Source organism: Klebsiella grimontii, from assembly GCF_900200035.1.
Lineage (GTDB): Bacteria > Pseudomonadota > Gammaproteobacteria > Enterobacterales > Enterobacteriaceae > Klebsiella > Klebsiella grimontii.
Genome location: NZ_FZTC01000022.1, coordinates 403390 through 418389, shown reverse-complemented (window position 1 = coordinate 418389; position 15000 = coordinate 403390). Strand labels below are relative to the sequence as shown.

The following is a 15000-nucleotide window of genomic DNA, read 5'->3' as shown; positions in this document are numbered from 1 at the left end:
GATTTATTTAACCTGTATCACTTGCCTCGGAATTATCGTCAATGACGGATAACATTCATAAACATCGTATTCTTATCCTGGACTTCGGTTCTCAGTACACCCAGCTGGTTGCGCGTCGCGTTCGTGAATTAGGTGTCTATTGCGAACTGTGGGCATGGGACGTGACTGAAGCTCAAATTCGTGAGTTTAATCCTAACGGCATTATTCTTTCCGGCGGCCCGGAAAGCACCACCGAGGATAACAGCCCGCGCGCGCCGCAGTATGTCTTCGAAGCCGGCGTGCCGGTTTTCGGCGTATGCTACGGCATGCAGACCATGGCGATGCAGCTGGGCGGACACGTTGAAGCGTCTAATGAGCGTGAGTTTGGCTATGCCCAGGTTGAGGTTCAAACCGATAGCGCCCTGATCCACGGTATTGAAGATGCGCTGAGCGCGGATGGTAAGCCGATGCTGGACGTCTGGATGAGCCACGGCGACAAAGTCACCGCCATCCCGTCTGACTTCGTCACCGTTGCCAGCACCGAAACCTGCCCGTTCGCCATTATGGCTAACGAAGAGAAGCGCTTCTACGGCGTGCAGTTCCACCCGGAAGTGACCCACACCCGTCAGGGGCTGCGCATGCTGGAGCGTTTCGTACGCGATATCTGCCAGTGTGAGGCGCTATGGACGCCAGCCAAAATTATCGACGATGCTATTGAGCGCATTCGTCAGCAGGTTGGCGACGATAAAGTGATCCTCGGCCTCTCCGGCGGCGTGGATTCTTCCGTGACCGCCATGCTGCTGCACCGCGCCATCGGCAAAAATCTGACCTGCGTCTTCGTGGATAACGGTCTGCTGCGTCTGAACGAAGCCCAGCAGGTTATGGACATGTTCGGCGACCGTTTCGGCCTGAATATCGTTCACGTTGAAGGCGAGGCGCGTTTCCTGTCTGCGCTGGCGGGGGAAAACGATCCGGAAGCGAAGCGTAAAATCATCGGTCGCGTGTTCGTGGAAGTGTTTGACGAAGAAGCGCTGAAGCTGGAAGACGTTAAATGGCTGGCGCAGGGCACGATCTACCCTGACGTCATCGAATCCGCCGCTTCCGCAACCGGTAAGGCGCACGTCATCAAATCTCACCACAACGTGGGCGGCCTGCCGAAAGAGATGAAGATGGGCCTCGTTGAGCCGCTGCGCGAGCTGTTCAAAGATGAAGTGCGTAAGATTGGCCTCGAGCTGGGTCTGCCGTACGACATGCTGTACCGTCACCCGTTCCCGGGCCCGGGTCTGGGCGTGCGCGTGCTGGGCGAAGTGAAGAAAGAGTACTGCGACCTGCTGCGTCGCGCGGACGCAATTTTCATCGAAGAGCTGCACAAAGCTGACCTGTACAACAAAGTGAGCCAGGCGTTCACCGTGTTCCTGCCGGTTCGCTCCGTCGGCGTCATGGGCGATGGCCGTAAGTACGACTGGGTGGTCTCCCTGCGTGCCGTCGAAACCATCGACTTTATGACCGCGCACTGGGCGCACCTGCCGTATGATTTCTTAGGCCGCGTGTCCAACCGCATCATCAATGAAGTCAACGGTATTTCCCGCGTGGTGTATGACATCAGCGGTAAGCCGCCGGCGACCATTGAGTGGGAATAAAATTTATTCTTTGTGTTAATTGAATAAAATAATGCCATTAGTGATTGACGTCATTAATGGCATTTTTTATAAGAATTACCGTAACTTACGGCATCCTCTAAAACGATGAATACGGTTTGTCTTACCGATAAATCAAAGTCACCGGATTCATACTGTTAGCCCCGTTCTTCAATCTCCGCGGGCGTCTTCTCACGGTGATCCCATGCAATTGACATCGCCAGGCCGAAAACCACCAGCGCCAGCGCGGCAGAAACCGCTAAACTGCCCCTCATCCCAAGATGATGATTCAGCCACGCGTAGACAAACGGCGAGGCGGCGGCCAGCAGCTGCGCGGGAATCAACAGAATGCCGGTTCGCCGGGCATAATCCTCCGCGGCGAAAAGCTGCAGCGGCAGGGTGGCTTTAAATACGGTCGTCAGGCCGTTGATCGCGCCGTAACCCAGTACAAATCCGCCGGCCGCCCAGGAGAGATAAGACCCGCTCAGACCGAGCGCAAAGCAGAGCGGCATCACCAGGGTGGTCAATAGCGTTAACCTTAACGGCGTAAGGGCGGAACCGGACGCTACTTCGAGAAAGCGCGCGCCGGTTTGCCCAATCCCCCACAGCATTCCCACTGCGACAGGCAGCCCGACGCTGGCGATAAACTCCGGGAGATGCGTCGAGGTACCGTTGGAAACGAAGGTCACCAGCGCAATCAGCGACGCGTAGAGCAGGGCGGAGCGCTTATCGCGGCCGGAGAGCCGCTGGCGTTTAATTGTCCGCCGGGGGGAGGGCAATTTATGATTTGGCATTTTCCACAGCAGCATAGCGCTAAGCAGGCCGAACAGGGCATAGATCAGCAGCGCATGCCGCCAGTTCATCTGCGTCAGCAACCCTGCCCCGAGCGGCCAGAACAGAGCCGAAGCCAGCCCTCCGGCCAGCGTCACGCGCGAGATGGTGAGTCTGGCGCTTTGCCCATAACTATTCACCAGCGCGGCGAACAGCGCGTCATAGAGCGCCAGGCGCATGCCGACTCCGGTCAGGGCCCAGGCGGCAAACCAGGCCGACAGGCTATGAACGTAAGCCATGATCAGGCAGCCTGCTGAAATCATCAGCGTACCTGTGACCACTATCCGTTGGCCGCCAAAGTGGGCCAGTAGCCGGGCGACAAACGGGGAGAGCATCGCCATCATCAGCATGGCGATAGTCAGGCCAAAGTAGATTTCCGTTGCGGCCCAGCCGGTTTCATGGGCGATAGCCCTGGCGAAAGTGCCGGGCATATAAAACGATATGCCCCAATTAATCAGTTGGTTGCACCCGGCGGCAAGCGTGACAAAGCCCGGCGCGGAGAGTGATTTTGTAGGTGTATCCATGATCGTCCATTTTGTTACGCTGTTGTCGCAGCATACCCTGCACGCTATTGTGGAGGCAGGCCGGTCCATTTATGACCCTTATAAGAGAAACTTTGTGATGACGACGCTCAATCTGGGAAATCTGGCGACGTTCCGCCTGGTGGTACAGCGCGGAAGCTTCTCAGCCGCAGCTGACCTGCTAGGGCTGTCGCAGCCAGCGGTAAGCCTACAGGTACGTCAGCTGGAACAATTTCTGCAGACCAGACTGCTGGAGCGCACCGGGCGGGGCATTAAGGCGACGGCGGCCGGAATCGCCTTGCTGGCGCATAGCGATCGAATTGAGCAGGCGGTGAGCGCAGCGGTGCAATCGGTTAGCGAATTCAACCGGGAAATTAGCGGTTCGGTGACGCTGGGGAGCGGGGCAACCGCCTGTATCCATCTGTTACCTTCGCTGTTGCAGAAGCTGCATCAGGATCATCCTCTGCTGACGGTGAAGGTCACGGTCGGCAATACGCTGGAAGTGGTTCGGGCTATCGAAGAGAATCGGCTCGATCTCGGGCTTTGTACGCTGCCGGCGAACGGACGCAGCCTGGCGGTAACGCCGGTATTAGATGAAGAGTTTGTCTGTATTTTTAGCGATGGACAGGACGAGCCGCCCTTGCCGCTGACGCCAGAAATACTCCAATCCTTGCCGTTAATTGCCTTTGAAGCGGGAAGTGGAACCCGGGATCTGATTGATGGCTGGTTTCGTCATGATGGACTGATGGTTGTGCCCGTCATGCAGTTAGGCAGCATTGAGGCAATTAAGCGTATGGTGCGCGCGGGACTGGGGTACAGCATTGTGCCGCGTATGGCGGTAGAGCATCCGCAGGATCGCATCGGCCTGAATGTGCAATCGTTGACTCCGCTGCTGTATCGCCAGCTCGGTGTCGTCATGCGCCAGGATAAAATCATCAGCAAAGGCATTGCTGAAGTGCTGCGTTTGCTACCTCAAATCGGTTGCTGAACGCGGTACGCAGCGCTTACTTTTGCACAGGCGTTTTCAGCGAGTCGGAAGGATCAACGGTGATGGTGGATTGTTGCGACTGCTTTTTATCCTGATGATGATACCAGGCACCGATGGAGGAGTAGACAAAGCGTCCAAAGAAGAAGATAAAGCTGATAAGCAGTACGATACGGGTCATGCGACGGTTAAATCGATGTCGTTTACGCATACTGGGTGCCTGACTCACAAAAGGTTCCTTAAAGTATACCCAAAAGATGGGCGATGTGCGTATTAAGGCACAGTAAAGCGGAAGGGTCAATTGATGAGGATGTAAAAATCCCAGGGATAAAACATTAATTAATGTTATATAAGATAATCCTCGTATTTACATGCTTTCTGCTTATCGCAGATTGATGTTAAAAAAAAGGCATTATTAATATTAGCCTCGAGATTTCTTGATTTATATCAATCGTCTATTTTTTCCGACAACTAAAATCACCAGCCAGTTCCGCGTTGTTATTCCTTGCGCGATAATGAAGGTTGGTTGGATGCCCGCCTGAATATACCCTGCAGGATTTAGGGTTATCCGTAGAGCATCTATGAAAATAATTAAACTGTACAGGCAATATCGGGATAAATGGTGGGCGTTGCCGCTGATCTTGTCTGTTCTTTTACTCCCTCTGGCAAGATGGGCTAACACCGATGCATTACTCGATGGTAATGAAGTTTATCTTTACTATTTACCCCTGGCGTTAGTACTGAGCCTGATGCTGTTTTTCGGCTGGGCCGCTTTGCCGGGAATCGTTCTCGGTTTGTTGCTTACCATTACGCGCGGCATGACGCTGGAAGATTCCATCGGCGTGATTTTTCATTTTCTTATTCCGACGGTTCTTTCCTGGGGCGGGTATCGCGTTTTTGTCCCGCGCAGGCAGCAAATCTCGCATGGCAATGTGAGACTGATGCCTCAGAGATTGGTCTGGCAGATGCTGCTGCCATCGCTGATCTTTCTTGTTCTTTCCCAACTCGCTGAGTACCTTGGAATTCATCCCCGCGCTACTGGGTTGATTGGTGTTAATCCCTTAAGCTTGCGTTCGCTTATCACCTTTCAGGCCCTTATGGCTGGGTGCTTGACCGGCGTGCCGTTATGCTATTTTCTTATTCGAATTATCCGCAACCCTCTCTATATTCGAGGGTTTGTTTCTCAGATTCGCCTGCAGATCGATCCAAAAATAAAACGCTTAGAATTTATTTTATGGGCGGCAGTGCTGATCATTTTATTGGTGCTGCTATTAATGCCGTTGAATAGTACGAGCACTATTTTTAGCACAAATTATACCTTGTCTTTACTTATGCCAGTGATGCTTTGGGGCGCTATGCGCTTTGGTTATCGCTTCATTTCATTGGTCTGGTCTCCTGTTTTAATTGTTATAATTCACTTTCATAATCAATATCTCCCACATTCACCGATTTACAACAATCAGCTGGCTATTACCTCCTCCAGCTATCTGGTGTTTTCATTTATTATCGCCTATATGGCGATGCTGGCGACGCAGCAGAGAATTTTTTATGCGCGCATGCGCAGGATGGCCTTCATGGATCCGGTTGTACGCTTGCCCAATATTCGGGCGCTGAGCCGGGCGTTAAATAAATCCTCCTGGTCAGTGTTGTGCTTCTTACGCATTCCTGAGCTGGAAATATTAGGCCGCCATTACGGCGTTCTGTTGCGTATCCAGTACAAGCAGCTGCTGGCCGAGTCACTCAGCGAGCTATTGCAGAGTGGGGAGGATATCTATCAGATGGCCGGGCATGAGCTGGTAGTCCATCTGAACAGCGAAGAGCATCAGCAGCGAATCCCCCTGCTTTATGAGCATCTCAAAAAGTTTCGTTTTGTCTGGAATGGCATGCCTTTGCAGCCACCCGTGGGGTTCAGCTATTGCAACGTTCGCTCTCCGGTGATTCATCTGCATTTACTGCTGGGTGAACTCAGCAGCGCGGCCGACCTTTCCCTCGCCACCGGCAGTCCTGAAAATTTACAGCGTCGCGGAGCCATCAATACGCAACAGGAGCTGAAAGACAAAGTCACTATAATGAATCAGCTGGTGAAGGCGCTGGAGCAGGATCGCTTCATGCTGATGGCGCAACCCATTGTCGGCATCCGGGGGGATAGCTACCACGAAGTTCTGCTCAGGATGCTGAACGACGATGATGAAGTCATCATGCCGGATACCTTTTTACCGGTGGCGCACGAGTTTGGACTGTCGGCGCGTATTGATAGCTGGGTCCTTGAACATACGCTCATCTTTATGGACAAGCGGCGCAAAAAGCTTCCGGGAATGCGTCTGGCGATAAATATCTCACCTTTTTCTGTGAGTAACAGCCATTTCCATCAGCAGGTAAAAACGCTGCTGGAGCATTATGACATCGAACCCTGGCAGATTATTTTTGAGCTGACGGAGAACCATTCGCTGACCAATCCCGAACAAGCGCGGAAAACCCTCGCGCAGCTTCAGGACCTGGGCTGTCGGGTCGCGATTGATGATTTTGGCACCGGCTATGCCAGCTACGCGCGGCTGAAAACGATGAATGCGGATCTGCTGAAAATTGACGGCAGTTTTATTCGTAACCTGGTGACCAGTAGTCTGGACTATCAGGCCGTTGCCTCTATTTGCCTTCTTGCGAGGATGAAAAATATGCAGGTGGTGGCTGAATATGTCGAAACGCCAGAGATTCGTCAGGCCGTGGTTTCACTGGGGATTGATTACATGCAGGGCTATGATATCGGCAAACCGGCCCCGCTTGAGGCGTTGGTTGAGGATGAATAAACGAATGGGCCGGAAAGTCCGGCCCATATGAGTGAAGCTAGCTTGTCGCGTCAGGCTTCTCTTCTTCGCTGATTTTCAGCCACCAGTCAGGCACGCCTTCCCAGTACTCCTGCTCTTTTTCCAGATCGAGTAATACCAGCGCATTCTGGCTAAACCAGTCATGCGGGAAGGTCAGCGTCCAGTGGTTCGCCTCGGTTTTCAGCGTAAGGGTTGGCGGCGTGGTCGTCGCCTGTCGCTGGTTATTCAGCAGCACCCCAAGGCGCAGCAGCTGTATTAACGGCAGAAACTGCTTTTTCTTAAACAGCGTGAAACGCGGTAAATCATCCAGCTTAATCGCTTTACGGTGATAGCGCACTAAGGTGGCCATCAGCATCTGCTGTTCCTGATTAAAGCCCGGCAGATCGCTGTTTTGCAGGATATAAGCCGAATGACGGTGCATGCCGCTGTGGTTAATATTTAAGCCGACTTCATGCAGCATCGTCGCCCATTTCAGCAGCGCCGCCAGATGAGGGTTCGCAAGCTTAGGGTTCTGCTCCTGCCATTGCTCAAAAATATGCGTGGTGGTCTCCAGTACCCGACGCGCCTGCTCGCGGTCGATATTGTACTGGTTCGCCAGGCTTTGCGCGGTGCGGCTACGGATATCCTGGTGACGGAAACGTCCTTCCATCTCGTACAGTACGCCTTCGCGCAGCGCGCCGTCGGATAAGCGCAGCTCTTTAATCGCCAGCGCGTCAAACACCCCGCAGAGAATCGCCAGGCCGGGCGCAAAAACGGCTTTACGATCTTCCGAGAGCCCGGGCAGGCTCAGCGAGTCGAAGTTTTTATACTTCAGCAGCTCTTCGACCAGCATCTCGAGGCGCTCGGGAGTGATGAACCCGTCTTTCTCGCCCATGGCCACCAGCACTTCGTGGGCGGCTTTAATGGTGCCCGACGCGCCGAGGGCGACGTTCCACCCCTGGATGCGGAACTGCCACGCCAGGGTTTCCAGCTTTTGCACGGCCGACAGACGCGCGCGCTGGAAATTCTCTTTGTTGATGACGCCGCCAGCAAAGTAGGCCTGAGAGAAGCTCACGCAGCCCATACGGCGGCTTTCCACCAGGCGAGGCTCGAAATCCTCGCCGATCACCAGCTCGGTAGAGCCGCCGCCGATATCGATGACCAGCTTACGGCCTCGCTCCGGCTGCGTATGCTCCACGCCCATGAAAATCAGACGCGCTTCCTCGTTGCCGGGGATGATTTCAATGGGGTAGGGGATGACCTGCTCCGCGCGCTTGAGGAACTCTGCGGCGTTTGTCGCCTGGCGCAGCGTGTGCGTGCCGACGATGCACACGCTTGACGGGTCAAAACCCTGCAGGCGCTCGGCGAACAGCGACAGGCAGTTCAGCCCGCGCGTCATAGCCTCTTCGCTCAGTACAGAGTTTTCATCCAGACCGTCGGCCAGATGTACGCGCTGTTTCAGACGACCGATGATCTGCATTGCCCCGTCAACGACGCGGGCGATCACCATATGAAAACTGTTCGAACCGAGGTCGACCGCAGCGAACTCCTGCGGCCGAGGGGCATTATCGTTTATTGGCATAGGTTAGTCGGGCTGTTCAAGTGATTTGAGGTAGTCGTATATCGCCATCTGTGCACGGACTTTACGGCGATTGCCGCGCGGCACGTAGCGATTGCTCAGTTCTTTATCAAGATAGCGCGCTTTCACCGTATCGTTGAAGAGGAGATCGAAAATATCCAGCACCCGCTGTTTCAGCCGCGGATCCAGCAGCGGCGCGGCAACTTCGATACGATAGTCAATATTGCGCGTCATCCAGTCCGCCGACGATAGCCAAACCTGCTTATCGCCGCCGTTTTCAAAGCAATAAACCCGGTCATGCTCAAGGAAACGGTCAACAATGCTGGTCACGCGAATGTTTTCGCTGATGCCTTCGAGGCCGGGGATCAGCGAGCACATGCCGCGAATAAGTAAATTAACCGGCACGCCGGAGCTAGACGCGGCATAGAGACGGTCTACCAGGCCTTTATCGACGAGGTTGTTCAGCTTCAGCATGATCCCCGACGGCTGGCCATTCTGCGCGTTGGCTATTTCGCGATCGATCATCTCATAAAGCAGGCGACGCGAGTTTTGTGGCGACACCAGCAGATAATCGAAGCTGACCGGGCGGTAGGGGTTTTCAATAAAGTTAAATACCCGGCGGACTTCATTGGTGATGCGCGCATCGGCGGTCAGCAGCGAGTAGTCGGTGTAAAGCCGCGCGGTTTTTTCGTTGAAGTTTCCGGTACCGATATGCGCATAGCGAACGACTTCATCGCCCTCTTTTCGCGAAACCAGGAACAGCTTGGCGTGGATCTTGAGGCCCGGCGCGGAGAAGATAACGTGCACGCCGGCTTCGGTCAGGCGCTTAGCCCAATGAATATTGGCTTCTTCATCGAAACGCGCCTGCAGCTCCACGACCACCGTCACTTTCTTACCGTTGTGGGCGGCATGAATCATCGAATCGATAATCCGTGAATCTTTCGCGACGCGGTAGATGTTGATTTTGATAGCCAGCACGCTTGGGTCGAAAGAGGCCTGGCGCAGCAGCTCAAGGACGTGTTCAAACGTATGGTACGGGTAGTACAGCAGCACGTCACGTTCGCGAATCGCGTCAAAGCCGTTACGGAATTTATCGAACCACAGATGGCGCAGACGCGGCATCGGTTTATTGACCAGATTAGCTTTGCCGACGTTCGGGAAGCCGATAAAGTCTTTAAAGTTGTGGTAACGACCGCCCGGCAGCATCGAATCGTAGTTGGAGATGGAGAGCTTATCGCGCAGCATTTCGACCATTGCGTCCGGCATGTCGCGCTGATAAACGAAGCGCACCGGCTCGGCGGTCAGACGCTGTTTCAGGCTGGAGGACATCAGCTCCATCAGGCTCGATTCCATCTCGTGCACCAGATCGTATTCGGCGTCACGGGTCATTTTCATCGAGTAGGCGTTCAGCGCGTCGTAATCGAAAAAGCCCTTGAAGATATCATCCAGGCAGTATCGCAGGATATTATCTAGCAAAATCATTGGCTTGCGTCGGCGAGGCGCTTCCGGCGGCAGGTTCACAAAACGCGGCACCTTGTCAGACGGAATCTCCAGCAGCGCGTAATTGATGGTATCCCCGCGAATAATTTCGACGGCCAGGTAGGTGTAATCATCCTTCAGAAACTGCACCAGATCCGTTTCGCGATTAATCAGAATTGGCGTGATGTGCTGACGAAGATACAGCTTGAAGTAGTTACGCAGCCAGGACTGCTGGTTGACGGAGAGCTGGCGTTCGTTGATCAGGAAAATCTGGTTACGCGCCATTTCCAGCAGCAGCTCGTTGTATAAGCCGTCAAATTCCTGATCGGCCTTAAGCACGCGAGCCTGGATTTTGCCTAGCAGGTGACGAGAGTGGGCGGTACTGCCTTGTTCTTCGCTAATGATGATGCGGCGCTTAAGTTCGGCGAACCGCACTTTATAGAATTCATCGAGGTTGTTGGAGTAAATTCCCAAAAAGCGCATGCGCTCAATCAGCGGGTTGCTTTTGTCCGCCGCTTCCTGAAGTACGCGTTCGTTAAAGGACAACCAGCTGAGTTCTTTTTCGATGTATAGCTTTTCCTGGCCCATTACAGCTCACACTCCGGTTGATGTATGTTGCTTTTTCATTATGGCGAGCTTTGCCACTGAATGTCCAATTATGTCAAAGAAGTATGACTGTTTTCTTGCAGTATATAGCGAAGAAAAACAGACGATTTTCACGACATACGTTATGGTCAAGGCAAGGTGAGATTCAGGAGCAAAACCATGTGGGAGACGCGGGCGTTAGAACTGAATAATCAGGATATATGGAACTGGTCATCGGTATGCAATCTGGTCAGGTATGCCTCTCAGCACGGCTTTAATACTATCGTGGTGGGGCAGGCAGATCTCTTCGGTAAGCTGGTGTCCCCGAAGGGATATACGCCTTTTCACTATAACGATAGCGTTTCCAGTCAGCAGCGAGCGCGCTGTGTCTACCTTAATCGTCTCGCCATGTATTGCCGCGAGCAGGGGCTGCGATTTTATTTACAGGCGAAAGAGCTGGGGTTCCCAACGGAATTGCTGTTGTCGCATAAGTATCTGCTGGATAACCAGCAAGGGATCCTTTTTGATGTCGATTTCTGGAGCCGCTGGCTGACAGACAAAATTCGCGGCGTTTGTCAGGGAATTCCAGCGTTAACGGGGTTAATTATTGCGCTTTCCAGCACCGATGGTTTATTGCCGATTACGCGTCCTAAATGGGATATAAACGCCAGGGATGAGCCTGAAAATGCCCGGCAACCGTCGCAAAGCTTTGTGCTCTATCGCCGTTGTTTTCAGGCGCTGAGCCAGGTGGTTAGCGCGCAAAATAAACATCTGGTTTTACGGGTTTTCCCTGCAAGTAATGATGATCTTGGCACCGTTCTCGATGCTATCGAGCCGCTTCCGCCAACCGTTTCGGTATCGATCAAGTTAACGCCAGAACGTTTCTGGCCAGCATTTCCAAATAATCCCGCGCTGCTTCAGGTCACTCTGCGCGACGTCTGGGTTGATATTGATTTAGCCGGCGAAGAGGTGGGTTGGGGCGTTATGCCTTTCTTGCGCATCGATGAGTTAAAAGGCCGACTGCTGTGGTGCCAAAGCGCGAATCCCAGAATCACCGGTGCGATATGCAAAACCAGTTGGGAGAGCGTTGATAACCACTGGATACCGGAAACGTTAAGCGAATGCAATTTGTTTGCCTGTAGCCAGCTGTTAGGTCATGGCGCGGGAAAGACCCAGGAGCAGCTGTTGGATCTCTGGCTGGCTGAGCGTTACGGCTGGTGCCCCGATGTTTCAGTCGCCCGCCGTTTTCAGCAGCTACTGGAGCAGGCAACGGAGCTGCTTTACCAGGCGATTTACGTCCGCGATCACGTTTTTCACCGCCATAGTCAGCTACCGGAAAGCTATGGTCAGGCCGTATGGAGTTTGTACAGCCAGCTGGCGCGCGATCACTGGCTGCCGGGGTCGGCCCAGGACATCCACTTCACGCGTGACGATCCGCAAAAATCGATGGAAAACCTCACGCGAATTGCGCAAGAGAAGGATGAGGTCGCGGCAGAGGCCCTGAAACTATGCGCGCAGGCGCTGGAGTTTGCCGAGAATGCCGCGTTTCCCGCGGCGCTCTATCGGCTCTGGCAGAATGAATGGCGAGGGCTGGCGCTCTACTGTCAGCTGTTCACGCATGCGCAGAAGGCTTTTTTTACGCTGCATTTTGCTCGTGAGGTGGAGAATAGCTGGAGTATGAGAGAAATCTGCCATATCAACGTGCAGGCGTTGTATCAGGGGGCATCCGAAATGGAGATGCTTTGCCAGCAGATGCGCGAAGCATCGCCTGGGTTTCATATTATGTTCGATGCGGGTCGGGTTCGTAGCCTGGCTGATAGCCTGAGCAGCGAACTGTCGGCGCTCAGGCATTAGGTATTACCGCGTGCGGTATAAAGCCTCGACCAGGCTGAGTATCGCCAGCGCCTGGCCATATGGCATCGCGGTCAGGGGGATCCGCCGGTAATGGTCAAGATCGTGTCCCATTGCCGTGCCAAATGAGACCTGGGTTAATTCCCCCTCCGGCGAGATATGCTCAATAATGCCTGCAATTGCTCGTTCGGCAACGGGCAGATAGCGGTCGTCGAGGTAGCCGAGACGTATCGCTTTCAGGATACCGGCTGCGAATCCCCCCGTTGCTGAGGCTTCAGCGTAGCTTGTGGCATCATCTAATAGCGTCGGCCATAGCCCGTTTTCACATTGACAGCGGGCGAGGGCGGATACCTGGCCCTGCAGGATGTTACAGAGCTGGCGATAGAAGGCGTCATGCTCATCAAGATTGAGCATTTCCAGCAGTTCAGGAATCGCCAATGTTATCCAGCTATTACCGCGAGCCCATAGCGCCCCGGCAAAATGGTGCCTGCCGTTGAAGTTCCAGCCGTGAAACCATAAACCGCTTTTTCTGTCCGTAAGGTAGTGAAGGTGCTGTAGAAATTGAAATTTTGCTTCTTCTACCCAGTAAGGTTTTTGTAATAAAAGCCCAAGCCTGGCCAGAGGCAGAACCGCCATCATCAAGGTGTCATCCCAGATTTGCTGATAATGCGCGTTTTCGTAGGTGACATGCTGCATGCAGCCTTCATCAGTACGTGGAATCTGACGATAAAGTGCATCTCCCCAGACTTCCAGATACGCGCGCCATTCGTGACGAGCGTCCTGCTGGTAGCGACCGGCAAGCGTCAAAAAAGGGATCGCGGTGTTAATATTTTTCTCCGGCGTTCCTTCGGCGAAGCGGGCGCTGAACCAGTCGTCAATAATCTGCCTGGCGCGAGACGATCCGGTAAGTTCATGGTAGCGGTAGAGACCAAACAAGCCGATGCCATGTGTCCATTCCCATCCCGCCCAGCCTTTTGTGTCAATCACGCGCCCGTCAGGCAGGCGCTGCAGGAATTGACCGCTGTCATCCTGAATAGCGGTGAAGCTATCGATCAGTTTTTCGATAAGAAGGATGAGTTCAGGATGGCTTATTTTCTGCGACATAGTGATTCCCTTGTGTTGTCGTTTCAGCAATGTGCTGCCAGTGGGTATTCATATGCGGATGTCCGGTAAGCAGCTCTACGGTTTGTCGTACCTGCGTTGATGCATCTTCTGGTTTACCGCCAGACCGCAGACGCTCTAGCTCGCAGGTCAGCGTCTGATGACACTCCTGGCTTAGACGAAAGCGAAACGCGCCGTACATCGCCAGCAGAGTGAGTAAACCCGGTCCGATAAGGAATACCCACCAGATGCCGTTTAGCGCGGCGGCATCTTGCGATTCAGCGCCTTTGGTAAAGCCAAACGCCTCCAGCGCCAGTCCGACAATAAACAGGGCTAGCGCCTGGGAAAATTTGCGCGTTAGCATCATGACGCCCGCGTAAATGCCTTCACGTCTGACGCCGGTATAAGCTTCATCCACATCAGGTAAAAAGTTGTAGACGTTCCATGGGATAAGATAGGTTCCGCCGCGTGCGATACCCATCACGATGGCTCCACCCAATAAGAGCCATGACAAATGACTTATGGAGGCGGAAAGCTGGCTGAACCACAATAAGGCGCACATAATCAATCCAATCGCCAATTTGTAGGCGTTGCCGTTGCCGATGCGAATACAAAGCCAGGTAAAGAAAGGGATGGCAAAAAATTGAAATAGCGTCATCAGGCTCATTGCCTGGGAAGCTAAGGATGCGCCGACCTGAAGTACGTAGGTGAGATAGTGCATAAACAGCGAGCCGAAAATATCCAGGGCGACGGCTCCGCCCACGTACATCATGATGTGAATGCGAAAAGTACGTAAACGGAAAGTTGAAGCCATCTCTCGATACAGCGAGATAAGTGTTTTTCCCATCCCGCGCTGAGCCGAAGGCGGCGGCAGATTCTCCCGCTCCCAGGTTCCCCGCCAAACGAAGATCCACGGTAGGGCGAAGAGTACGGAAAAGACCAGGCCGATATATAAAAATGCCTGCGATTTATCGGCGACGTGCGCCAAAATTTGTCCTGGGATAAGTGCAGATAAAAACGCTGTCGCCTGGGCAAATAGCATCCGCGCGCCAGACATTTTTGAACGCAGATCGTAACGCGATGTCATCTCCGCGGGCAGCGTATCGTAGGGCACCATCAAGAGAGTAAAAACGGTGCTGAATAACAAATAAGTGCCAAGATACCAGGCATAGCCAAAACCGCTTACCCACATCAGGGCAAAGCAAAAAGAGAGCGGCGCGCCGATAATAAAGAATAGTCGGCGTCGCCCCCAGCGCGTGCGAATATTGTCGGTGATATAACCCATGATCGGGTCGGTGATGCCATCCCAAATTTTTGCGATCGCAAAGATGGATGCGGCGGCGGCGGGAGAAAGACCCGCCACTTCAATATAAAAATAAAGCAGCCAAAGCCCGGTGATCGTCATTGCGCCGCTGCCGAAGATATCGCCCATCCCCCAGCAGAGAATATTGCGTGTTTTTACTTCCCGTGGTGCCGTTACTGTCCTCGTCATTTTTCCTGTCTCTTCTGTCAGTAAAGAGGAAGTAGCACAGTAAAAGAGGTGAAAATTTTGCGGAATCGTCATCAAGTCGCTTTTGTTAAGAACTGAGAGCGAGGCGTTGAAAGCGGATTAAATGAAATAAATAGCGTGATATGGCCAGCAGTATTCGCA

10 protein-coding genes are annotated in these 15000 nt (G+C 53.4%); 4 read left to right on the top strand and 6 right to left on the bottom strand.

Features of this window, described 5'->3' with window-relative positions; genetic code table 11:
• Positions 1-41: 41 nt before the first annotated feature.
• Positions 42-1619: a glutamine-hydrolyzing GMP synthase gene (gene guaA, locus KOSB73_RS22685; RefSeq protein WP_024359343.1), complete on the top strand. Its 1578-nt coding sequence runs from the start codon at positions 42-44 to the stop codon at positions 1617-1619.
• A 155-nt stretch (positions 1620-1774) separates the two neighbouring features.
• Here guaA and KOSB73_RS22680 read toward each other — a convergent pair whose 3' ends face one another.
• The gene (locus tag KOSB73_RS22680) at positions 1775-2971 is read right to left on the bottom strand and encodes an MFS transporter (protein WP_049086880.1); all 1197 of its coding nucleotides are present in this window, start codon (positions 2969-2971) and stop codon (positions 1775-1777) included.
• 97 nt (positions 2972-3068) lie between these two features.
• Here KOSB73_RS22680 and KOSB73_RS22675 point away from each other — a divergent pair, with 97 nt between their 5' ends.
• The gene (locus tag KOSB73_RS22675) at positions 3069-3956 is read left to right on the top strand and encodes a LysR family transcriptional regulator (protein ID WP_024359341.1); all 888 of its coding nucleotides are present in this window, start codon (positions 3069-3071) and stop codon (positions 3954-3956) included.
• A 16-nt stretch (positions 3957-3972) separates the two neighbouring features.
• Here the strand turns inward: KOSB73_RS22675 and KOSB73_RS22670 are convergent, their stop codons facing one another.
• Positions 3973-4164 (bottom strand): YfgG family protein, encoded by a 192-nt coding sequence (locus KOSB73_RS22670; RefSeq protein WP_024359340.1) that lies wholly within the window; start codon positions 4162-4164, stop codon positions 3973-3975.
• A gap of 370 nt (positions 4165-4534) precedes the next feature.
• On the opposite strand from KOSB73_RS22670, the gene KOSB73_RS22665 reads away from it, so the two are divergent.
• Positions 4535-6757 (top strand): EAL domain-containing protein, encoded by a 2223-nt coding sequence (locus KOSB73_RS22665; RefSeq protein WP_098141022.1) that lies wholly within the window; start codon positions 4535-4537, stop codon positions 6755-6757.
• Positions 6758-6794: 37 nt separating this feature from the next.
• On the opposite strand, the gene ppx is transcribed toward KOSB73_RS22665, so the two are convergent.
• Complete coding sequence (ppx, locus tag KOSB73_RS22660) at positions 6795-8336, bottom strand: exopolyphosphatase (RefSeq protein ID WP_004136480.1); 1542 nt, start codon at positions 8334-8336, stop codon at positions 6795-6797.
• 3 nt (positions 8337-8339) lie between these two features.
• Positions 8340-10400, bottom strand: coding sequence for a polyphosphate kinase 1 (gene ppk1 / locus KOSB73_RS22655; RefSeq protein ID WP_004123499.1), 2061 nt, complete (start codon positions 10398-10400; stop codon positions 8340-8342).
• Between the two features lie 177 nt (positions 10401-10577).
• Here ppk1 and KOSB73_RS22650 point away from each other — a divergent pair, with 177 nt between their 5' ends.
• Positions 10578-12251, top strand: a complete 1674-nt coding sequence (locus KOSB73_RS22650) for a hypothetical protein (protein WP_024359338.1) — start codon at positions 10578-10580, stop codon at positions 12249-12251.
• A 3-nt stretch (positions 12252-12254) separates the two neighbouring features.
• Here KOSB73_RS22650 and bglB read toward each other — a convergent pair whose 3' ends face one another.
• Positions 12255-13352: a beta-galactosidase BglB gene (bglB, locus tag KOSB73_RS22645; RefSeq protein ID WP_098141020.1), complete on the bottom strand. Its 1098-nt coding sequence runs from the start codon at positions 13350-13352 to the stop codon at positions 12255-12257.
• Positions 13327-14841 (bottom strand): MFS transporter, encoded by a 1515-nt coding sequence (locus tag KOSB73_RS22640; protein ID WP_480035427.1) that lies wholly within the window; start codon positions 14839-14841, stop codon positions 13327-13329. The genes bglB and KOSB73_RS22640 overlap by 26 nt, the downstream gene beginning before the upstream one ends.
• Positions 14842-15000: the final 159 nt, after the last annotated feature.